This window comes from Neobacillus soli NBRC 102451 (assembly GCF_001591665.1).
GTDB classification, from domain to species: domain Bacteria; phylum Bacillota; class Bacilli; order Bacillales; family Cytobacillaceae; genus Neobacillus; species Neobacillus soli.
On record NZ_BCVI01000051.1, the window covers coordinates 35853 to 57327 of the forward strand.

The following is a 21475-nucleotide window of genomic DNA, read 5'->3' on the forward strand; positions in this document are numbered from 1 at the left end:
CTAATTCATTCTCTATTTTTCTTTATTTTTTGAAAAATAAAAATTTTAATCTTTTACCTGATTATCGGAACTACTTGTTATTGAATTCAGCCTATCAAACGCCTTCACTTCCTGCGCGGCATTATAATTAACCACAATGCTACCGTTAATGGCATCAACAAAATAGTGCCAGTAGCCCACCTTAGGTTCAACCGTTGAAGCTTTTACAAGATAGGTGTTGTAGAACTTACCCTCATATTTATAGATATATTGCTCGGCAGTCACTTCACCATCATACTGTTTTACTTTTCCTATTTTTTTTTCAATTGCAGTTTTCGTTATTTTAATAGCTTCCTTGTCAGATATAACAGCAACTTTATTGAGGTCTTTATCATCAAGCTCAGGTAATACCTCTCCGAAAAATGCCATTACATGATCATTTTTGTCTAATGCGACGGTTATATCTGAAGCATAAATAGGAATGCCCTTATATTGCTGAATCAATTTAAAGTGGTGAGTACCGGTTTTATAATCAGCCTGTTCTTCTATCACTTTAAAGTGGTTTAATTGCAATTTGGGGCTTTTCTTTTTAAGATAGGCAAAGACTATGTCTTTCTTACTCATGCTTTTTTTTCGATTCCGGCGCCCAGTTTTCTACAAACAACAAAGGTGACATCTGCCCATCAATAGGTTCAATCTTTGGACACTGGGCTTCAATTTCCAGAGTAGTGGCAAGCGAACCAACCGTAGAAAATGTACCAAGTACAGCCGGATGGGCAAAACCAGTAGAAACCACTTTCTTGTAAATTTTCATATCATCGCTCCTCTTACAGGTCTATGATTCAATTAACTTTCTTTAACGAAATTTCAATTATATACTCTCACACAATAACTAGATAATTTTATACGTAGGATGTTATGGATATTGAGCCGGCTATCTGTATCATCAGATGTCGGCTCAATTTAAGATCCGGGAAATTTTCGTACCGCATATAAAAAATCCTGCTATCTAACTCTTTTACCTCTTAATTTCAAAATCTACTTTGTTAATTCCACCGACAATCGGTAAAATGAATTCGCTGCTTGTCGGTGTTATAGTGATTTTTGTTCCACCGGAAGGACGTTGAGTATAATCATAATCAGTGGCGATTATAACTAGACCGATCTTGCTTCCCTTTTTAAATACATAATCATCAGGCTGCATATCCCATTTAAATGTATATTCTTGATTTGGAACAAGTCGTTCTGAACGATCAGCACTTTGTAGGTTTTGCGGATCCATCCAGCCCCGCGTTACAATTGCCGGTTTAGAACCGCTATAATCAACAAGCAAGGCAGTCAAATTGGAAACTGGACGGTCAATGCTTCCTTTTAGGCTTACGACAGGTGTACCACTGATTCGTACATCTTCCGTAAGTGACGGAGTCATATATACAAGACGGTTCGGATTATCCAATTCAGGATTTGTAATTAACGTATCTGCTTTTTTCTTCGGATCATCGATTAGAGACTTCTTCTCATTTGGTTTATCAGCAACCGGCAAGCTGCTTAATGCACCTGAAGAACCTCCCTCAACCGTATCCAACTTGAATGTAACCGGAACGGCAGCTGCTTCTGGCCAATTAGATTGTTTCTGCCAGGTTTTGTCCTCACGTTGAACATCTACTGCAGGTTCGTCCATAGTTCCATTGTCAATCCCGTAAAGCCAAAAATCGAACCATTTGTTTTCAGCTTGTTTCCAATTGTTTGTCGAAGTACCTCCATGCCCGCCTTGGTGAAGCCACATCTTCCGTGGAACATTATTTTGTTCTAGAACTTTCCACCATTGGTCGAAATGTTTTGTCTTTACATTCCAATCGTTAAGACCATGAACAACAAAAACACTCGCCTTGATATTTTTTGCATCTTTGACAAAATTACGTTTATCCCAGAAGCTATTATAATCTCCCGACTTCCTATCTAATCCAACTGTAAATTCATCAATTAGCTTATGGCATACTTCAGGCATTTTTCTTGTCAATACAGCTGCTGCCATATTGTCAGCGTCCTCACCTTGATATCCTCCGGGTGCAATTACGGCACCATTTGACCGGTAATAATCATACCAGCTGCTAATTGCCGAGATGGGGATAATTGTTTTTAAGCCTTTAACGCCGGTTGTAGAAACAGCATTTGGCAATGTACCATTATAAGAAGTACCTGTCATTCCAACGTTTCCAGTCGACCAGTCTGCGGAAACTTCCTTTCCGTCAGCTGTGTATGCTTTTGCACTGCCATTTAGCCAATCAATTACTGATTTTGCAGCGAGAGTCTCGTTTTCATCTCCGGTTGTTGGACAGCCATCTGACTTTCCAGTTCCAATGCTTTCAGCTAGGATGACACCATATCCCCTCGGGACATAGTAGTTTCCAATTGAACCAAGGTTAGCCGGCTGAGCATTTGCTACTGCGTATGGTTTGCCTCCTTTTTGACCATTCAGTTCAGGTACCGGTGTAAGTTCAACATCAACATTATAGACAGGCACGTCTAAGATGCCAGAACGATACGGACTTATCTCATAAATGACAGGAACTTTAACGCCTGGCTCAGTTTTTGGCCTCATCACTTGCATGGAGATTCGGTCACGTTTGCCGTCACGATCACTGTCTACTGTAGTTTCAACAAACAGATTCTCAATGATTGCATCATCAGTTGAGTAAATAGGCTTTGTCATTCCGTTTTCTAGTTCAATTTTTGTTGAAGGATCATTCACGCCAACAGAAGTATAGGCGGATTGGACAGCTTTAACTTGTGCTGAATCACTACCGTATAAGTCTGTCGCAGCTTGAATGGCTGCTTGTCTCATCATGGTAAAGTTTGAACTGCTTGTTAAGTATTTTGATAGGGCACGATAATAGATTTGCTCCGTTGCATCGCGGCCAACACCTTTTACCGTTACGCCGTAATGCTTACCACCCTCAGAAATCAGATAGGCAGCCTTGTTATTGATACTGCTGTTGATATGAACTCCGCCACTATCTAACGTGCCAGTATAGCGCTTGCTCCAATGGTCCGGCGAGTAACCGCTTTCAGTTCTAACGTCAACAATTTCAGCTGGGTTACTCATTGAACGAAGTGCTTTTCTTCCATCTTTAACAATCTGTTCTCCGATTAACCATTCCTTGTCGCCTCTGTCAACCATGGAACCAAATATATCTGACATGGATTCATTTAAGGCACCGGATTCATTTCGATAGACCAAATTTGCAGTATGTTCTGTTACCCCATGGGCCATCTCATGGGCGGCAACATCTAATCCACCTGCGAAATTGTAATAGGCAACCCCATCGCCATCACCATACGACATCGTTTTACCATTCCATGAAGCGTTATTCCAGTTAGTATTTACATGGACAGCAGAGATTAGTTGTTGTCCATTATCATCGACCGAATTGCGATCAAAGGTCTTTTTAAAATAATCATAGACTTTCTGTGCATTGGCATGGGCATCAACGGCCGCACCATCTTTGAACATTAGACCAGCGCTCGTTACCATTTTATTGCTATTTTTCGCATCATTAGTAACGACTCCTTTGCCTCGAGTCGTATCATTAAGTCCATATACTCCATTAATTAGTTGTGCTTCAAACATTTGCTTGTTACCAAAAACGCCAGTACCGAATGCCGTAATTTCCTCTGCAGCATTATAGGTATCTACAACATTACCATTTGCGGCATCAATGAAATAATGCCAATAGCCGACCTTAGGTTCCATCGTTGAAACTTTGACAAGATACGTGTTATAGAACTTACCATCGTTTTCATAGATAAACTGTTCGGCACTGGCCTCCCCATCATACTGGTCTACCTTGCCAATTTTCTTCTCAATACGTTCTTTAGCTATTTTGATTGCCTCTTTATCGGAGATAGCTGCCTCTGTATTGATGTTTTTATCCGCAAGATCAGGGACAACCGCACCGAAGAAAGAGGAAACATTATTATCTTCGTCAAGTGCTAGAGTTGAGTCCGATCCAAATATGGGGATGTCTTTAAATTGCTCCATAAGCCTAAAGTGAGTGGTGCCCGTCTTTTTATCTGCTTGTTCTTTCGTTACTTTAAAGTGCTTTTTCATATCACCTTTTAATTTAAACTTTTTACTGTTCTCCTCAAGATAGGAAAAGGCAATATCTCTCTTACTTAGCCCTTTTTTCGATTCTGGAGCCCACTTATCCGCAATGAAAGACGGGGTATTATACTCTTTATTATATTGAATCTTGTATTCCTTATTTGTAGTAGCTGAAGCACCCGTACCCAGTGTCCCAAGAACAACGGATAGAGCCAAAGCCGAGGATAGGATTTTCTTGTTCCCCTTCAATTATCGCGCCCCCTAATAAAATATTATTCTAGTAAAAATTGATTGATTCAACGTACCAGCCTAATTAATTTTGCATTACTTCTTACTAACAGGAGTATGCATATGTACCCCCACCTTTCGCCTACCCTTTACCTTCACAAATTTAAGTTTTCTAATTCATCTAGCATTCCATTTTCTTGAAATCCATTAACCACCTCTCTTTGAATTGTTTTATAGGGTAATTAGTAACTCCTTTGGAATATAGCAGCTACCAATATCCGTGATATTTACATATCACACTTGTTCCTTATAGGGTTCAATAATGTTCCAAATAGAGAACAGTCGGACTAATTATAGTATTAATTTAATAGTTTTTCAACATGCCAATATACTTATTTTCCATTTATAAAGTCTTTTTGTCTTTTATAAAACATTTTCCCCTAAATCTTGTTATTCTAAAAACTTTCATTAAAGTTTTACACATAGCCAAAAAAAAAGACTCAGGTGAGAGTCTTTTATTGTTTCATTTTGGGATCGAGGATATCTCTTAGGCCATCACCCATTAGGTTAAAGCCAAGGACGGTCAGCATGATAGCCATCCCAGGGAAAAATAATGTCCACGGCGCTTGTGTGATGTAATTTCTTGAATCCGCAAGCATTTTCCCCCACTCCGGTGTTGGAGGCTGGGCCCCTAATCCAAGGAAACCTAGGGCAGCTGCTTCGATGATGGCTGTTGCAATTGCCAAGGTTGCTTGGACGATTACTGGAGACACGCTGTTAGGTAGAATATGCCTGAGAAGGATTCGAGTATCCTTCATTCCAACAGCACGGGCAGACATAATATATTCCTCTTGCTTCACGCTTAATACTTTTGATCTTATCAACCTGCCAAAGTTCGGAATATTAATAACTGCAATGGCAATTAATGCATTTTGTAGTGATGGACCCAAAACGGAGACCACTGCAATCGCCAACAGAATACTGGGAAAAGCAAGCATGATATCAAAGATACGAGAGATGATTGTATCAGCCCAGCGCCCATAATATCCAGCCACAATTCCAAGCAATGTCCCAATGACAACAGATCCTAATACCGAGAAAAAACCAACCCATAGGGAAATTCTAGCTCCATATAAAACACGTGAAAAAATATCTCTGCCAAAGTCATCAGTACCGAACCAATGCTTGCTGGACGGTGCCTGCATCCGTTCGGTCAATACCTGCGCTTTATAGCTGTATGGTGCCAGCCATGGAGCTATGGCTGCGATAATGATAAAAAAGATGACAATACCTAAGCCAATAACTGCTAATTTATTTTTATAAAATAATCTCCAGTTTTCCTTCCACGGAGGAGTCAGCTTTTCCTCGACAGGGATTGTCGCGATGTCCGCTGTGTTTTTTGCAAGTTCTGCCACGTTTGATCCCTCCTTTATTTGGTATATTTAATTCTCGGATCAACAAAGACATATAATAAGTCAACGATTAAATTAATGAGTACAAAGATGGCTGCAATGAGTAATATCCCTGACTGAATAACAGGATAATCACGGTAGCCGATTGCATCGTATAGGTATCTGCCAATTCCCGGCCAGCCAAAGATGGTTTCCGTTAGAATTGCTCCCCCTAATAACAGTCCTGTCTGTAAACCGATAACTGTAAGAACTGGGATAATCGCATTTTTTAAGGAGTGCTTGTACACCACCCAAAACATCCTTAGCCCCTTCGCACGGGCTGTACGAATGTAATCTGACTTCATAACCTCCAGCATTGAGGCACGGGTCATTCTGGCGATAATCGCCATCGGGATGGTGGCAAGTGCAATACTTGGAAGGATTAAATGCTTTAAGACGATTGCAAATTGATCAAATCTTCCTTGCATTAGTGTATCGAGTAAATAGAAATTCGTAATTGCTGTAATTGGATCTCTAACATTCTCTCTTCCGGTAGTAGGCAGCCAGCCTAGTTCAATCGAAAATGCCCACTGCTCCATCAGGCCAAGCCAGAAGATCGGCATCGATACGCCAATAAGTGCTAGTATCATTGCAACATAATCAAACCACGATTTTGAGAACCAGGCACTGATAATCCCGGCATTTACTCCAACGGTAATGGCAATGACCATGGCCACAATTGTTAATTCTGCGGTTGCTGCCAAGTAGGGCCAGATTTCTTGGTTAATAGGACCTCTTGTTTGTAATGAAACCCCTAAATCTCCTTGGAGCAATGATTTAATATAATCAAAGTATTGTATGTACCATGGCCTGTCCAAGCCTAATGCTTTTGTTAGATTTGCAATTGATTCAGCAGTTGCCCTCTGTCCAAGAATTACTTGAGCAGGATTCCCGGGGATGGCATGGATAATGGCAAAAACTATGAGTGTCATTCCTATTAATACGGGTATTAAAGATAAAACACGGCGGACCGTATACGTTAACAAGTATTTCACCTCGTTTTTCAAAAATAATCAAAGAGTCTTTGATTAATCAAAAGGGGAGGCAAGACTCCCTCCCCTTTATCCAGTAATTATTTAAATTCTACCTTGCTCAGACATTCAGAACCCGTTGGATGCGGAAGGTAATTTTGTAAGTCCTTCGCAGCAGCTAACAGTGGTGTAGAGTGTACAAGCGGCACCCATGGAGCATCTTCATGGATGATTTCCTGTGCTTTTTTATAAAGCTCATTCCGCTTTTCTTGATCAGTTTCCGTTTGAGCCTCGATTAAAATTTTATGCAATTCGTCATTGCTGTATTGGGCATAGTTGTTGCTGCCAATACTGTCTTTATCGAGCAATGTGTAGATGAAGTTATCTGGGTCACCATTGTCGCCAGTCCATCCAAGCATAAAGGAATCAAACTCACCTTTTGTTGCTTTTTCTAAATAAGTAGCCCAGTCAACAGATTTTATATTTGCTTTAATGCCAACTTTACTTAAGCTTTCTTGAATAACCTCTGCAACTTTTTGTGCTTCCGGCATGTATGGGCGTGCTACAGGCATTGCCCATAAGTCCATTGTAAAGCCTTTCTCCAGCCCTGCTTCTTTTAATAATGCTTTCGCTTTTTCTAAATCAAACGGATATTCTTGAATGGCATCGTTATATCCTTCAATAGATGGCGGCATAGGGTTTTTGGCTGGAAGTGCCTTACCACCATAGAATGCATCAATAATCGCTTTCTTATCGATTGCATAGTTAATCGCTTGACGAACAAGCTTATTATCCAATGGTTTACGAGTAGTTGTTAAACCAATATACCCAACATTCATTGATGGTCTTTCAATAATTTGCAATTTATCGTTCGCCAATACAGTCGCTTCATCCGAGTTATTTAGTCCATCCATCACATCGATCTCACCATTTGCAAGGGCATTAAGACGTGCTGTATTTTCAGGAATGACACGGAAGATAATTTTGTTTAACTTTGGTAAATCTTTTTGCCAGTAATCTGGATTTTTTTCAATAACGATCTTATCTTTTTGTTTCCATTCAACGAATTTGAATGGACCTGTTCCAACTGGGTGACTTCTAAAATCATCGCCCCACTTTTCTAAAGCTGTCGGACTCGCAATCGCAAACATGGACATTGCGATGTTCTTTAGGAATGGTGCTTGTGGTCTTTTTAATACAAACTGTACTGTATTCTCATCAACGGCCTTAACTTCTTTAATTACGTGCCCTTCATCTTTCTTAAATCCGCCAAACATCGTATAATAAGGGAATTTCTCTTCATTCCCGTTCATCCAGCGGTCGAAGTTGTAGACAACAGCATCTGCATTGAAATCAGTACCGTCATGGAATTTTACACCTTTACGAAGATTAAATGTGTAAGTCAAGCCATCATCCGAAGTTTTCCACTCTTCTGCAAGCCCTGGTTTAATTGTTGTATCCTGGTCTCCATATACCAACAATGTTTCAAATAAGTTTATCGTGACTTTAAATGTTTCACCTTCAGTTGTTGTGATTGGGTCCAATGAAGTGGAATCTCCACCGCGGCCATACACAAGCGTATCCTTTTTATTGACATTACTAGTGTCAGGATCTTTCTTTCCACCATCTGTTTTAGCGTCATCACTCGTTTTGCTGTTACAGCCAACTAAAAACATGCTGATGGCTAATAAAGAAATCAACAGCATCATAAAAGACTTTTTCTTCATAAGCTTTGTTTACCCCCTGTACTTTTTTTGTTTTTTTATCATTAATGCAGCATATCACTCGTTATATAAGTGACATGCAACAAGATGACCGTTTAGATTGCTTTCTCCAGGTCTAGTTGTTTTACAAATATCCATTACTTGTGAACATCTCGTATGAAAGGCACAGCCTGTAGGTGGATTCGCCGGACTTGGCAGCTCACCTTCGATCAAAATTGTTTTCTTCTTAATATCAGGATCTGGGATTGGAACTGCAGAAAGCAGTGCTTTCGTGTAAGGATGTTTTGGATTTTCGTATAGAATTTCACTTTCTGCTAACTCTATTAATCTACCTAAATACATTACGCCGACCCGATCACTGATATGTCGAACCACACCTAAATCATGCGCGATAAATATGTAGGTAAGCTGAAATTCCTTTTGAATATCCTTCATTAGGTTGAGAACCTGAGCCTGAATGGAAACGTCAAGTGCCGATACAGGTTCATCGGCAATAATCAACTTCGGTTTGGTCATCAATGCCTTCGCAATCCCAATCCGCTGACGCTGCCCGCCGCTGAATTGATGCGGATATCGTTTTGCATGATAACTGCTTAAGCCGACCACCTCGAGCATTTCCCTTACTTGTTTTCTACGTTCCTCTTTGGTCCCAATACCATGGACAATGAGCGGTTCCTCAAGGATTTGTTCAATCGAATGCCTTGGATTTAGTGATGCATACGGATCCTGGAAAACCATCTGGATTTCCCGACGGGTTTTTCTTAATTCTGATTTTGACATCCTTGTAATTTCTTTATCTTCAAAAACCACCGTACCGTCACTGGCCTCAATCAAACGCATAAGCAATCGACCGGTTGTCGATTTCCCGCAACCGCTTTCACCGACGATTCCCAATGTTTCTCCTTTTTTAACATAAAAGGAAACATCATCAACCGCCTTGACCTCGCCTTGTTTCCTTCCAAAAATTCCGCCAGTAATCGGAAAGTATTTTTTTAGTCCATTTACTTCAAGAAGTAACTCCGACATGTTTGTCACTCCCCTCCTTCAATGTATGTAGGAAACAGCGCACTTCATGTCCGTCTTTTTCCGACTTATATAGTTCCGGTGATTCTGTGCGGCATTGACCGAATGCTTCTTCACATCTTGCTGCGAATCGACAGCCATTCTGAATAGTTCCCGGTGCAGGGACCGTTCCTGGAATACTGTAGAGACGGTCTTTTTTGCCACGTAAGTCCGGCACAGATTTTAACAGGCCCTTTGTATATGGATGCTGCGGGTCTTTTAAAATTTTGTGAACGCTCCCCTGTTCAACGATTTGACCGGAATACATAACAATCACTCGTTCACAAATTTCTGCGACAACACCTAAATCGTGGGTAATTAGAATGATTGATGTATTGGTTTTTTTATTCAAATCCTTCATTAACTCTAGGATCTGTGCCTGAATCGTTACATCAAGGGCTGTTGTAGGCTCGTCCGCAATCAGCACCTTAGGATTGCAAGCCATTGCCATAGCGATCATGACACGCTGCCTCATCCCACCTGATAACTGGTGTGGATGCTCTTTCAGAATTCCTTCTGCCCTTGGAATTCCAACGAGCTTCAATAGTTCCATGCTTCGGACCTTAGTTTGTGACTTAGTAAGGTCAGTATGTAACCGGATGGCTTCCATTAGCTGATTTCCAATCGTAAATAATGGATTCAATGATGTCATCGGCTCTTGAAAGATCATTGAAATCTGATTCCCACGGATTTTTCGCCACTCTTTTTCAGAAATATTTATTAGATCATTTCCTTCAAAAATGATCTCGCCGTTATCGATTTTTCCAGGCGGTGCGGGAATCAATCCCATGGTCGCTAACGAAGTGACACTCTTACCGCTTCCGGATTCACCTACAATGCCAAGAATTTCTCCTTCTTTTAATTCGAAACTGATACCATCCACGGCAGGGACAAACTTTTTCCCCGATTGGAAAGACACTCTCAAATCGTTTAAACGAAGTATAGGTCTTTTGTCCAAATTTACACCTACTTTAGCTATTCTATTATTCATTCATTAAAGTAATTTCTAAAATATTAAAATTTAATGAACATTTGTAACCATTATTACATACCTAGTATAGGGGATTTTGTAGAAATTTGTCACAAGATTTTAAAAATTTAAAAAAGTAATCGACAAAATTCGCATACAAAAGGTATCAGCGCAAACACGAGGAAGCCAGTGGCAGAAAGAAGATAAAACCATCCAAGCTTCTCAATGATAGAACTTTACCATCCATTTTAATAGCTAGTTAATTTTATTTAGTGCTGTTTCCTGAAATGCCTTAAAGAATGAATCACAAAATTCATCCCACTCAGTAGCGGCTTTCATAGATGCCTCGCTTACATCACCTAAAACCGGCTTGTGCAGGAGGTCTTCAATCCGCTCTGAATAACCCTTGATTGTTTCTTCTAAAGCCCCTTCAAGCACACTGCCAACAAACTCAGCAGGAGTATACCAATCTGATACTCTTTGAAGATCCCGGTATATTTGTGTTAACAATAGATTACGCGGGCCTTCCCATTGTTCATTTACTACTACATCCCGAAAAATTCGCGGCAGCGAAGAAAATTCCTCCATCACCCCGTGGCCGGCAAAAATAGAAATGGCTTCACGTAATACGTCTGCGCCCTCATTGGTTACACAGATTTTTTGTAATAAAACAAGTTCTCTTAAATTGAATCGTTGTTTTCTTATTTCAATTGGCTGATCTGATTTAATTCCCGGATTGAGCGGTTTCCCTAGTTTTAAGAAGAGGTCATAAATCTTAAACGCACCAGCCGTCGTCCGCTCGGCAGCATTTTCAATTCGTTTTAACTTGCTCGCTGCAAGTGGATAATCTTTCACCTTTTTACCAAAAACCGTCCGGAAGTCACTATAAAGGTTCGCTTCTCTTGAAGCCCGGAGCATAAATCCGGCACAGGCAATCCCGATTTCAAGGCGTGATAAGGTAAGAACAATCCCCACTGCGATGGCAATTCCTTTATCCATTGGACCAATTGGGTAGGCCACCGCACCGTTATATTGAATTTCACCTGTTGGTACTTCCGCAGTACCCAACTTCCATTTAATTCGGTTTATTTGATAACTATTTCTCTTTTCCTTTTCTTTGTCACCTGGCAGCCAAGACGGAACAATGAAGGCAGATACCTTGTTGCTACCTGTTACTTTAGCGGTAACAACAGAATAATCGGCATGTGCGACAGAGCAGAAGAATTTATTTCCATATAATCTGAAGCGTTTCCCTTCTGGAACGGCTTCGAGAAGGTTGGCCGGAAGGTCGGACCCGCCTTGGATTTCAGACATATACTGGGCGCCAATCGCAAATTCCCCGGATAATCCTTCCTTCGTATGCTGTAAAATCCCATCAAGTTCTGGATACTCCCCATTCGGAAAATGATCAAGCAAGGCAATTAATCCGTGCGTACATGTCATCGGGCATGTCACACCGGCTTCTCCTAATTGATGGATTAACATTCTTTTCACAAAGCTTTCCCAAGGTCCAATCTTACTAGAGAAAAGGCCTTCACCAAAAACTCCTCGTTCCAATTTATGAACTTCCATCGGACGGACAACCCGATCAATTCGGTGATTGAAAGCATCATAGTGGAGCATATATGGGCGGACTTCGGGCCTGGCGGTTCGTTCAGCTAAACGATTCCATTCGCCAGAAACAGTTGGGGAAAACTTTAAGATTTCCTTATTGATCTGTTCATACCGCGAACCGGTAAAATGTTTCACCGCTTTTTGTAAAAATGGCTCGTCACGATACCAATCAAGGTTTTCACGATTTTCTAGGAAATCGTCAAAAGAATAGGTGTTTTTTCCTTTTGTTTCTGTTCCTTGGGAAGCTATGTTCATTGAATAATCACTCCTCTTTCATTAATAATTCTAAATATTCAATATTATTATAATATGTACGATTAGGAAAGGACAATTAATTCAAGACCCTCTAGGTGAGGATTACTTAATTTTACACAAAAACCCTGTCAGGCTGCTGCCTGTTTACAGGGTTTTTGTGTGTATTTACCAAATGATTTATTTTTTCATCCCAGTATAAATGTGAATGGCATCTCTTAAAAATTCAGCTGTCCCTGGCTGCGCTTTATCATAATAGGCAGTAAACCGTTCATCATCCACATACATTTGAGCAAGACCAGCATGGGCTTCCTTGCTGTATTCATTCCAATAGTAGCATAGCCATTGCTTGTGCAGGTCAGCGGCTTTTTGGGCCAACTCTCCTGCGGGGTCACCGGTTTTAAATGCAACAGCTAAGGTTTCCGTTACTTGGTCCGCTAATGCTGTGACTTCATCATGCTGCTTCTTGGTCATATTCTGAAGTTTGCCATTTGACTTATCAACCGTATCATCCCCATATTTTTCACGAATTTCTTTTCCATACTTTTCCTCATTCTCATCAATCATTTTTTTCTTAAAGCCTTCAAACTTTTCTTTATTTGACATGTTCATTCTCCCTTCCGTTAATGCGATGGTTTTATCCACATTGGCAATCAATAATTCTATCTGTTCTTTTTTCTCAAGGAGTTTTTCACGATGTTCTATAAGTGCGGCAGCACCATCAAAGGAAGGTGCGGTGACGATTTCCTTTATCCTATCTAAACTAACGCCTAATTCTCTGTAAAATAGGATTTGCTGGAGGCGATCCACTTCCGCCTGCCCATATATGCGGTATCCTGAAGAGTTAATTCTTGCCGGCTTAAGAATTCCAATTTCATCATAATACCTAAGAGTCCTCGTACTAACCCCTGCCAAACTGCCCAGTTTCTGCACTGTATACTCCATTCGTTCACCTCCTCATAACCTAACGATACACCTTCACGCAACGTCAATGTCAATCACTATTATGCCTATATTTTGGAGAAAAAAATGGTGCCTGACACCACAGAAAGGCATTTGTCCATCTCGGGTTGCTGGATCCGGTCATACTACATGGTGGAAATCCCCAACTGCCGATGCTCATGTTCCGATGACCCTGGCGATTATGATGATTGTTTACACCCATTTCATCTCGATTCGCATATACGGATTCAAGAAGTATGTTATCAGTTTCTTCAAGCCCTTCAAACCTCTTGTCGTCATCAATGTGATTGAGCAATTTTGCACGAGGCTTACCCTTGTTTGATTAGATTTCTAGTGATGGTTTGTCCTCCTTAAGCATACATTTTATAAAGGGGGGATTTTCCATTATTGCTACACAGTCAACTATTAAACTTTTGCGATATATAGTGGCCTACGTTTTTATTACTTCCGGATTAATGAAATTAATTAGTGCTGAGTTAGCCGCCGGTTTTATCAATTTAGGATTGCCTTATCCTCATAAAATGTTAAAAATCGTGGTCTTACTAGAGATTATTTGCGGAATATTAATTTTAGCCAATAAGGCTGTTAAAAAAGCTGCGATCCCTCTCATTGCTATCATGATTGCAGCCCTTCTATTAACAAAGGTACCATCCTTACACGCCGGCATTCTCCAATTTGCTTTCAACGCCAGGTTAGACATCGTAATGTTAGTAATTCTAATCATTATTTATAACCGGCACCCCAAATAAATAGCTGACTTTTACCCAAAAGTTAGGCACCGACAATTGTCGGTGTCTTTTTGTTTGTCTCTCACTAAATCTCGTTTTTTTTCCCTTTGTTATAAGGGAAATCAGTTTAATCAGAATCGGCTTATTATTTTAAAAAAACTTTCTTTTATTCAACCATATCCTCTTAATATAGTATTATCAAGGGTTTGGCTCTTTTATAACTTATTTGCCAAAAAAAAGTTTTTGACAATTCAAAACGACAGAAAGTATTATAATATAATATAAAGGAGGTTGTTTCATGTCAAACTTCAATAGACAGAAAATTGTGGATAGTGTACCACAAACAGGATTTTTCGGACATCCAAAAGGATTGTTCACACTTTTCTTTACAGAGTTCTGGGAGCGTTTTTCCTATTATGGAATGCGGGCAATTCTTGTATTCTATATGTATTACGAGGTCTCTAAAGGCGGCTTGGGGCTTGATAAAACCCTTGCGCTTTCAATCATGTCCATTTATGGATCACTTGTTTATATGTCCGGAATCATTGGCGGCTGGTTAGCTGACCGAGTTTTCGGTACTTCGAGGTCAGTGTTTTACGGCGGAGTATTGATTATGTTTGGACACATTGTCCTCGCCATTCCTGGCAGTGTCACAATGTTCTTCATATCCATGGTATTGATTGTCCTTGGTACAGGATTGCTTAAGCCAAACGTTTCAAGCGTTGTCGGTGAACTTTACAGTGAACAAGACAATCGTCGTGACGCAGGTTTTACCATTTTTGTTATGGGGATTAACTTGGGGGCATTTATCTCTCCACTAATTGTTGGAGCCGTAATGGACTATAGCTTCCACATTGGTTTTGGTATTGCCGCTGTCGGCATGTTTTTGGGACTAGTCATGTTTACTTTAACAAAGAAGAAAAACCTTGGACTTGCTGGTACAATCATTGCAAATCCAATGTCACCATCTGAAAAGAAAAAAACCTTTACTATTTTTGGAATAAGTGTAGTAATTATTGCTATTTTATGTTCTATCTTAATCCCAAGAGGACTTCTAACGTTTAAGACATTCATTAATATAGTGACAATTCTTGGATTTTTGATTCCAACTTTATATTTCATTGTCATGTACAAAAGCCCGAAAACAACAGTTGTCGAGCGTTCAAGAATTATCGCCTATATTCCGTTATTTATTGCATCGGTTATGTTTTGGTCGATTCAAGAGCAAGGCTCAACTATTCTTGCCAATTATGCGGATGAACGTACGCAATTAGATTTTGCAGGAATCCATATTTCACCGGCATGGTTTCAATCATTAAACCCATTATTTATTATCATCTTTGCACCAATATTTGCTTGGTTATGGGTTAAATTGGGGAAACGCCAGCCAACGATTCCGCAAAAATTTTCGTTCGCTCTGCTATTCTCAGGGGTATCATTCTTAGTGATTTTACTGCCAGCTTACCTTGGCGGTTCAAATTCTTTAGTAAATCCTTTATGGCTTGTTCTTAGTTATTTAGTTTGTGTATTCGGGGAATTATTATTATCACCTGTAGGTTTATCAGCGACTACTAAGTTAGCGCCAGCAGCCTTCTCAGCACAAACGATGAGCTTATGGTTCTTATCAAATGCTGCTGCACAAGGGCTCAATGCACAACTCGTTAGATTTTACAAACCTGAAACGGAAATGACCTATTTTGGTGTGATCGGTGGCGCCTCCATCGCGCTTGGTATTTTGCTATTTATGCTATCACCGAAGATTCAGGGATACATGAAAGGTGTTCGCTAATCTTTAATCGGGTTATGAACGCAAAAAGGACAAGACACTTAGCAATTAATGCGTAAAGTGTCTTGTCCCTTTTTTATTCAATAAATGCTTCACAGAACAAACCGATAATACAATAGCATCCAAGGGCCGGAGTAGCGCATGACAGCCTTCATCTTTAGGCGGTATTTCGTTTTATAGCAGTGCACAGTACAGTTGGAACAGGCGGCCTTTTCTTCGCCAAATCGGCACTGTGGGAGCCTTTTTAAGGCATAGTTATTTAAGTCCTGACATTCTTTGCATAATTCATGATGATGATGAAGTTTCCTTGGACACTATAGATCAATCATTTGTCTTGCCATCTTCGTCCCCCCTCGTGACTTACATATACTTCTTTATTAGAACAAACCACACCATCCTAGTTTCCCATGGGGGAGTCTTAACAAATTCGGGACAATTTATTGTTTCCATTGATGTAAGTTCTTCAAACGGTAGACCATCTGTGTTTTACATTGTAATATGGGTTATAAGGAGAAAAGAAAACGATATCAAGAAATAAATAGATTAATTTTTCCAAACAAATATAGGCGGGAATTCACTTTTTGAAAAGGTCCCAAATCGAGGAGATGGCGTTAATTGAAAATCAAAAAGATCCTGAATAACAATGCGGTTGTAGTTTCAGATAATAATGAAGAAAAGATTGCCATTGGAGCCGGGATTGCTTTTCAAAAGGGGAAAAACGACATCATTAACCCTAGTAAAATTGAAAAATTATTTGTCATGAAAGAAAATGAGAAATTCCAACAGCTACTTCTTCAGATACCAGAAGAACACTTCGCTCTTTCAGAAGAGGTTATCACCTACGCAGAAGAATACCTTGGCTCTAAATTAAATGAACATATTCATATCGCACTAACAGACCATTTGTCTTTTGCAATGGAAAGAATAAACGATGGCATTCATCTCCAAAATAAGCTCCTCAATGAAATTAAGGTACTATATCAGAAAGAATTCGAGATAGGTATGTGGGCAATCAAGTATATTGAAAAGAAGACAACTATTAAAATGCCCATTGATGAAGCGGCCTATATTGCCCTACACATCCATACTGCCAAGCTTCAAGGCGGTGATATGAAACTAATCATTAGGCAAACAGCAATCATAAGCGATATGGTCCAAAAAATAAAGGGATTTCTGGACATAGTGATTGAAGAAGATGATATATCCTACCAACGATTAATAACCCATCTTCGCTATAGCCTTTCTCGAATCAACAATTCTGAGCTTCACACAATGGACGATGAGATGCTGAAAATGTTAAAAAGGAAATTCTCCATTTCCTTTAAATGTGCTCAGGTAGTTGCCAAGGAGCTTGCACAAAATCATGGCATTTACCTGCCAGAACAGGAACTAGGTTACTTAACCCTTCATATTGAGAGATTGAGACAACGTTAAAAAGCTTGGATATCATTGTATCCAAGCTTTTTTAGATTCTGCTGTACCTTATTATTTGTGCAGCTTTTTCATTTCATCAGCAACAAATTGTACGGACGTTCCCACAATCACTTGAATGTTTTGTGGTCCAACAACGTTAATTCCCGGTACACCTGTAGCTTTAATTTTCTTTTGATCGACCGCATTCATGTCTTTTACTTCTAACCTTAAGCGTGTTGTACAATTATCAATAGCCTTCACATTTGCAGATCCGCCGAGACCTTCATAAATCTTAGCGGCAAGTACAGTAAATTTATCATCTTTCGATAGACTTACAGCACCTTCTTCATCTTCATCCGTATCTTCTTCACGACCTGGAGTTTTTAAGTCAAATTTTACGATGATGAAGCGGAACAAGAAATAGTAGATTACCGCAAATACAAGTCCTTGAACTAGTAACATATATGGCTGATTAGCAATTGGAATTTTTAAACTTAACAAAAAGTCAACTAACCCGGCGCTAAAGCCAAACCCTGCTGTCCAGTGGAACATAGCAGCAATCGCTAAAGAAAGACCTGTTAAGACTGCATGCACAAGATAAAGCATTGGTGCTAAAAACATAAACGCGAATTCAATTGGTTCTGTTACCCCAGTAAAGAATGCGGCAAAGCCTGCGGCTAACATCAATGACGCTACTTGCTTTTTCTTTTTCGTCTTGGCCGTATGATACATAGCCAATGCTGCGGCTGGTAAACCAAACATCATAACAGGGAAGAATCCTGCTTGATACATTCCTGTTACACCTTTTGTTCCTTTACTTGCCCAGAAGTTACCAATATCATTGATTCCCGCTACATCAAACCAGAACACGGAGTTTAAGGCATGATGTAAACCTGTTGGAATTAATAGTCGGTTGAAGAAGCCATAAAGCCCTGCACCAACTGCACCTAATTTACTAATAGCTTCACCAAAAGAAACTAATCCTGTAAAGATTACCGGCCATATAAAGAACAATACTGCCGAAACGACTAACATTGCAGCCGCTGTCATAATTGGAACCAGACGTTTCCCGCTGAAGAAGGCTAATGCATCTGGTAATTTTACATGACTAAAACGATTAAACATCGTTGAAGCTATGATACCGGAAAGGATTCCCACGAATGCGTTTCCAATTTTTCCAAAGGCAGGGTCTACTGCTTTTACATCAATTCCCTGAAGCAAAGCTACTGTGCCTGAAGATAGTAAAGTCGTCACAACTAGGTAGGCAACCAACCCACTCAGTGCGGCGGAACCATCTTTTTGTTTCGACATCCCGAGTGCTACACCGACAGCAAAAAGAATGGGGATATTGTCAATAATCGAGCCCCCGGCTTTAATTAAGAAGGCAGCTAACGGACTACCGGATCCCCAGCCAGTAGGGTCAATCCAATAACCGATACCCATTAAAATAGCGGCTGCTGGTAAGACTGCAACCGGTAACATTAATGAACTACCTAGTCTTTGAAAATATTTTTTCATGTAAATTCCTCCTTTTAAAAATTTTTAACTGTGCTTTGAACAATGAACCTTAAACAATAATCAGTATTGAGTTTAAAAGAATATTTAACTAACCAATGATAAGTGCAAAAGTAATTCTCAGTAATCCTTAACTGCCAAAGATAGTATAAACCGCCTACAATTATTAACCTGTTAACTCTATTGCCAGGACAACACCACCTTTAAGTTTGTTTGTATGAATGGGAGGGAGATAGAAATTACTGCAACCTTGCTATTCCTATTTCCCTCGTTATCAACCTTTTTTCAAAATCCTTGTCAGTCTATTACTTAGAGGAGGCTGTCAAGATAACGGTCTTTCCCTGGATGGCTTCCTTTTCCCCCGTGATGGTATATTGTTTATCACCATCGTGACTATTGGTAATCACAATTGGTGTTACAATGCTTTTTGCATGTTTACCAATGTATTCCCAGTCCACCTCAATCAGCAGCTGTCCAACTGAAACCTTATCACCCATATTGACAGCTACTGTAAAGCCCTGACCCTTAAGTGAAACTGTTTCCAAACCAACATGAATGAGAATTTCAGTGCCATCTTCTGCCCTTATTCCAATCGCGTGCTTAGTATCAGCTACTAGCATGATGGTACCATCTACCGGAGCATGTATATTTCCCGTTGATGGAATCACAGCAACACCTTCGCCCATCATCTTTTGGCTAAAAACTGGATCTGGAACTTCTTCAATCGGAATAATTTCACCGTTGACTGGAGTATATATTTCTAACGGTTTTGCTTTTTTAAATAGATTCTTAAACATTTTGAGTTACTCCTTATCTGTATTTATGATAAAAATCAAAGCCATTATTACTATTTTGTACATTGTTACCTATTTTATTTTTATATTATCCTAATTTGGATTGGTATCATCACATTTAGTGCTTTGTTGCAGGGAAAAGAACAACAAAAAAAGGCATGGGGGTACTATAAAGGATTACAAATCCATTTATTTACCACCATGCCTGATCGTATCAGTAACATGTGATCGATTATTAAACTAATAACTTTATAATAACACTAAACCTTAAAAAATCAATATGTAAGCGGGAACATATTTAAACAAGATATATTTTATTAGGCATTTTCAACTATAAAACTGAGTACAAAAGTCTCAATTAATGGGATGTTCATTCTAATCGATATATTAAAAATCTCTCATTAGGGTTGTTTTCGTAAACATATGGAATAATGACTTCTTTTTTCAGTTCAAAGGAAGTATGATTTTCTAAAAAATAGATATAATCTTCTGATGGATAATATAAAATTAGTTCTATTTCCCGATCAAAATTTTCCACCGAATGCAATATATTATTGATAACTTTCATGAAAATCTGTATTGAAAACGGATTAAAAAAGTAAAATCGATTGTCTAATGGGGCAAATTGGTATTCCTCTGCCAGGCAGCATTGAAAATGAATTTTATCTTTTCCCTTGTTCGTTTTCTTTAGATAATTTCTTTGATTTATCATTGCCTCTTGATAAAATTCCTCGTTCATTTCTATCCCTATTACTGTTGCATTAAATAAATGATGGATAAAGAAATTTAAGCGCCCTTTTCCACAGCCAAAGTCAACAATTTGATCATTGCTTTTTAATTGATAATGATTAAATAGTTCTTCCAGCGCGCTGTAGGGGGTTGGTTCATAGCGATGATAGTGAAAAGAACTGTTGAACCCCTTTTGGTCTCCTCCTGTTTTGATGTTCAGCAGTTTATCGTAATAATATTCTTTCATTGATTGCTCCTATTCATTTCAATCCACGCATCCACGTGGGTTGCTACAGTGAGAGATTTCGGGTACCTACAAATATCCTAGGTTTAAGACTATTGTAACAAATAAATGGTACCAATTGGCAGTTAATACTGACTAATTTAACTGTATTGTAAAAAAAGTACCTGACCCCCGGTGCATTAAAGCTTTACCGCTTCGGGGGTTAGGCACCTAATAAAAGTTTTGTTTCTAAAATTTCCTTTTTACTAGTTTGTGTTTTCCATCATAGATATATGATTCCATGTATTCATTTTCTTGATAGGATTTAGGATAAACGACGGTTAAATAAACATTATTTCCGCTTAATTTAACTGTTGCAATTCCTTTATTCAAGGCAAACGATTCGATGAACTTAACTTTCCCTACTCCATTTTTATCAAATGTAATGGTATAGGTTTTGGTGTCTGATTCCCTTGCATTGGAGCCATCGGGCATCGACCACCAGATTCCATATAGATTAATTTTCGCCTTATTACTGCTAATGAACTTTAAATTTAATCCAACCCCTGGCTTGCTGTTTGCGGAAGTAAACCATTTCCCACTATATTTCTTATAGTTTTTGGATGATGAAGTATTTTTAATAAATTTTAAGTTTTTGTTAGATATGTAAGCTGTTTTATTTTTAAAATGAACTTTTGACCAATTATTTTTGGTAACCGAATAGATTGTAAGGGAATTCCCTTTATATACCTTCCCGAATACCTTGTATTTTGTTCCGGGGCCACTATAAACTTTTGCATAGTTTGAGGTGACTACAGCCTTTTTTGCGGATGCTGCTTCACTCATTGGTTGGAATGAAGCCAAGACAAGTAAAAATGTCAGTAAGAATGCTAGTGATTTTCTCATATTTCCCTCCATATTCGTATTTTTTGCAACCCTGCCATTTTTATCTAACCACTACATTTTAC

The 21475-nt window shown here is 39.2% G+C and carries 16 protein-coding genes and 3 pseudogenes; 3 read left to right on the top strand and 16 right to left on the bottom strand.

Annotated elements, in window-relative coordinates; all coding sequences use genetic code 11:
- Window positions 1-45: 45 nt before the first annotated feature.
- From BSO02S_RS17260 to BSO02S_RS17305, 11 genes and pseudogenes are all read right to left on the bottom strand, one after another.
- Entirely contained in the window at window positions 46-603 is a 558-nt protein-coding gene (locus tag BSO02S_RS17260; protein ID WP_066070109.1) for a PepSY domain-containing protein, read from the bottom strand.
- Window positions 596-793, bottom strand: coding sequence for a hypothetical protein (locus tag BSO02S_RS17265; RefSeq protein WP_066070112.1), 198 nt, complete (start codon window positions 791-793; stop codon window positions 596-598). The genes BSO02S_RS17260 and BSO02S_RS17265 overlap by 8 nt, the downstream gene beginning before the upstream one ends.
- Before the next feature lie 204 nt (window positions 794-997).
- Window positions 998-2722 (bottom strand): annotated as a pseudogene (locus BSO02S_RS28675) (Xaa-Pro dipeptidyl-peptidase); the annotation flags it as partial.
- A gap of 6 nt (window positions 2723-2728) precedes the next feature.
- Window positions 2729-4333 (bottom strand): annotated as a pseudogene (locus BSO02S_RS28680) (M4 family metallopeptidase); the annotation flags it as partial.
- Between the two features lie 494 nt (window positions 4334-4827).
- Window positions 4828-5727 (bottom strand): nickel transporter permease, encoded by a 900-nt coding sequence (gene nikC / locus BSO02S_RS17275; protein ID WP_066070115.1) that lies wholly within the window; start codon window positions 5725-5727, stop codon window positions 4828-4830.
- Window positions 5728-5741: 14 nt separating this feature from the next.
- Window positions 5742-6749: an ABC transporter permease gene (locus BSO02S_RS17280; RefSeq protein ID WP_066070118.1), complete on the bottom strand. Its 1008-nt coding sequence runs from the start codon at window positions 6747-6749 to the stop codon at window positions 5742-5744.
- 86 nt (window positions 6750-6835) lie between these two features.
- A complete protein-coding gene (locus BSO02S_RS17285; RefSeq protein ID WP_066070121.1) occupies window positions 6836-8461 on the bottom strand; it encodes an ABC transporter substrate-binding protein in 1626 nt (541 codons plus the stop codon).
- Window positions 8462-8515: 54 nt separating this feature from the next.
- The gene (locus BSO02S_RS17290; RefSeq protein ID WP_066070124.1) at window positions 8516-9484 is read right to left on the bottom strand and encodes an ABC transporter ATP-binding protein; all 969 of its coding nucleotides are present in this window, start codon (window positions 9482-9484) and stop codon (window positions 8516-8518) included.
- Entirely contained in the window at window positions 9465-10478 is a 1014-nt protein-coding gene (locus tag BSO02S_RS17295) for an ABC transporter ATP-binding protein (protein ID WP_066070127.1), read from the bottom strand. The genes BSO02S_RS17290 and BSO02S_RS17295 overlap by 20 nt, the downstream gene beginning before the upstream one ends.
- 267 nt (window positions 10479-10745) lie before the next feature.
- Window positions 10746-12359, bottom strand: coding sequence for an acyl-CoA dehydrogenase family protein (locus BSO02S_RS17300; protein WP_066070130.1), 1614 nt, complete (start codon window positions 12357-12359; stop codon window positions 10746-10748).
- A 177-nt stretch (window positions 12360-12536) separates the two neighbouring features.
- Window positions 12537-13301, bottom strand: a complete 765-nt coding sequence (locus tag BSO02S_RS17305; protein ID WP_066070133.1) for a MerR family transcriptional regulator — start codon at window positions 13299-13301, stop codon at window positions 12537-12539.
- 431 nt (window positions 13302-13732) lie between these two features.
- Between BSO02S_RS17305 and BSO02S_RS17310 the strand changes: the two genes are divergently transcribed.
- On the top strand, window positions 13733-14068 hold the full coding sequence (locus tag BSO02S_RS17310) for a DoxX family protein (RefSeq protein ID WP_244906742.1): 336 nt from the start codon (window positions 13733-13735) through the stop codon (window positions 14066-14068).
- Between the two features lie 277 nt (window positions 14069-14345).
- Complete coding sequence (locus tag BSO02S_RS17315) at window positions 14346-15836, top strand: peptide MFS transporter (RefSeq protein WP_066070138.1); 1491 nt, start codon at window positions 14346-14348, stop codon at window positions 15834-15836.
- Window positions 15837-15925: 89 nt separating this feature from the next.
- Here BSO02S_RS17315 and BSO02S_RS28320 read toward each other — a convergent pair.
- Window positions 15926-16078 (bottom strand): annotated as a pseudogene (locus BSO02S_RS28320) (nitrous oxide-stimulated promoter family protein); the annotation flags it as partial.
- A gap of 370 nt (window positions 16079-16448) precedes the next feature.
- On the opposite strand from BSO02S_RS28320, the gene BSO02S_RS17320 reads away from it, so the two are divergent.
- The gene (locus BSO02S_RS17320) at window positions 16449-17267 is read left to right on the top strand and encodes a PRD domain-containing protein (protein WP_066070141.1); all 819 of its coding nucleotides are present in this window, start codon (window positions 16449-16451) and stop codon (window positions 17265-17267) included.
- 51 nt (window positions 17268-17318) lie between these two features.
- Here the strand turns inward: BSO02S_RS17320 and nagE are convergent, their stop codons facing one another.
- From nagE to BSO02S_RS17340, 4 genes are all read right to left on the bottom strand, one after another.
- On the bottom strand, window positions 17319-18764 hold the full coding sequence (gene nagE / locus BSO02S_RS17325; protein ID WP_066070143.1) for an N-acetylglucosamine-specific PTS transporter subunit IIBC: 1446 nt from the start codon (window positions 18762-18764) through the stop codon (window positions 17319-17321).
- A 302-nt stretch (window positions 18765-19066) separates the two neighbouring features.
- A complete protein-coding gene (locus tag BSO02S_RS17330; protein WP_066070145.1) occupies window positions 19067-19558 on the bottom strand; it encodes a PTS sugar transporter subunit IIA in 492 nt (163 codons plus the stop codon).
- 367 nt (window positions 19559-19925) lie between these two features.
- Window positions 19926-20531 (bottom strand): methyltransferase domain-containing protein, encoded by a 606-nt coding sequence (locus tag BSO02S_RS17335; protein ID WP_066070148.1) that lies wholly within the window; start codon window positions 20529-20531, stop codon window positions 19926-19928.
- Between the two features lie 225 nt (window positions 20532-20756).
- The gene (locus tag BSO02S_RS17340; RefSeq protein WP_066070150.1) at window positions 20757-21413 is read right to left on the bottom strand and encodes an SH3 domain-containing protein; all 657 of its coding nucleotides are present in this window, start codon (window positions 21411-21413) and stop codon (window positions 20757-20759) included.
- Between the last annotated feature and the right edge of the window lie 62 nt (window positions 21414-21475).

What these genes read in the sequence shown, in the direction of transcription:
- BSO02S_RS17260 (WP_066070109.1), bottom strand. Translation starts at nt 603, where the DNA reads ATGAGTAAGAAAGACATAGTCTTTGCCTATCTTAAAAAGAAAAGCCCC.
- BSO02S_RS17265 (WP_066070112.1), bottom strand. Translation starts at nt 793, where the DNA reads ATGAAAATTTACAAGAAAGTGGTTTCTACTGGTTTTGCCCATCCGGCT.
- BSO02S_RS17285 (WP_066070121.1), bottom strand. Translation starts at nt 8,461, where the DNA reads ATGAAGAAAAAGTCTTTTATGATGCTGTTGATTTCTTTATTAGCCATC.
- BSO02S_RS17290 (WP_066070124.1), bottom strand. Translation starts at nt 9,484, where the DNA reads ATGTCGGAGTTACTTCTTGAAGTAAATGGACTAAAAAAATACTTTCCG.
- BSO02S_RS17300 (WP_066070130.1), bottom strand. Translation starts at nt 12,359, where the DNA reads ATGAACATAGCTTCCCAAGGAACAGAAACAAAAGGAAAAAACACCTAT.
- BSO02S_RS17305 (WP_066070133.1), bottom strand. Translation starts at nt 13,301, where the DNA reads ATGGAGTATACAGTGCAGAAACTGGGCAGTTTGGCAGGGGTTAGTACG.
- BSO02S_RS17315 (WP_066070138.1), top strand. Translation starts at nt 14,346, where the DNA reads ATGTCAAACTTCAATAGACAGAAAATTGTGGATAGTGTACCACAAACA.
- nagE (WP_066070143.1), bottom strand. Translation starts at nt 18,764, where the DNA reads ATGAAAAAATATTTTCAAAGACTAGGTAGTTCATTAATGTTACCGGTT.
- BSO02S_RS17330 (WP_066070145.1), bottom strand. Translation starts at nt 19,558, where the DNA reads ATGTTTAAGAATCTATTTAAAAAAGCAAAACCGTTAGAAATATATACT.
- BSO02S_RS17335 (WP_066070148.1), bottom strand. Translation starts at nt 20,531, where the DNA reads ATGAAAGAATATTATTACGATAAACTGCTGAACATCAAAACAGGAGGA.
- BSO02S_RS17340 (WP_066070150.1), bottom strand. Translation starts at nt 21,413, where the DNA reads ATGAGAAAATCACTAGCATTCTTACTGACATTTTTACTTGTCTTGGCT.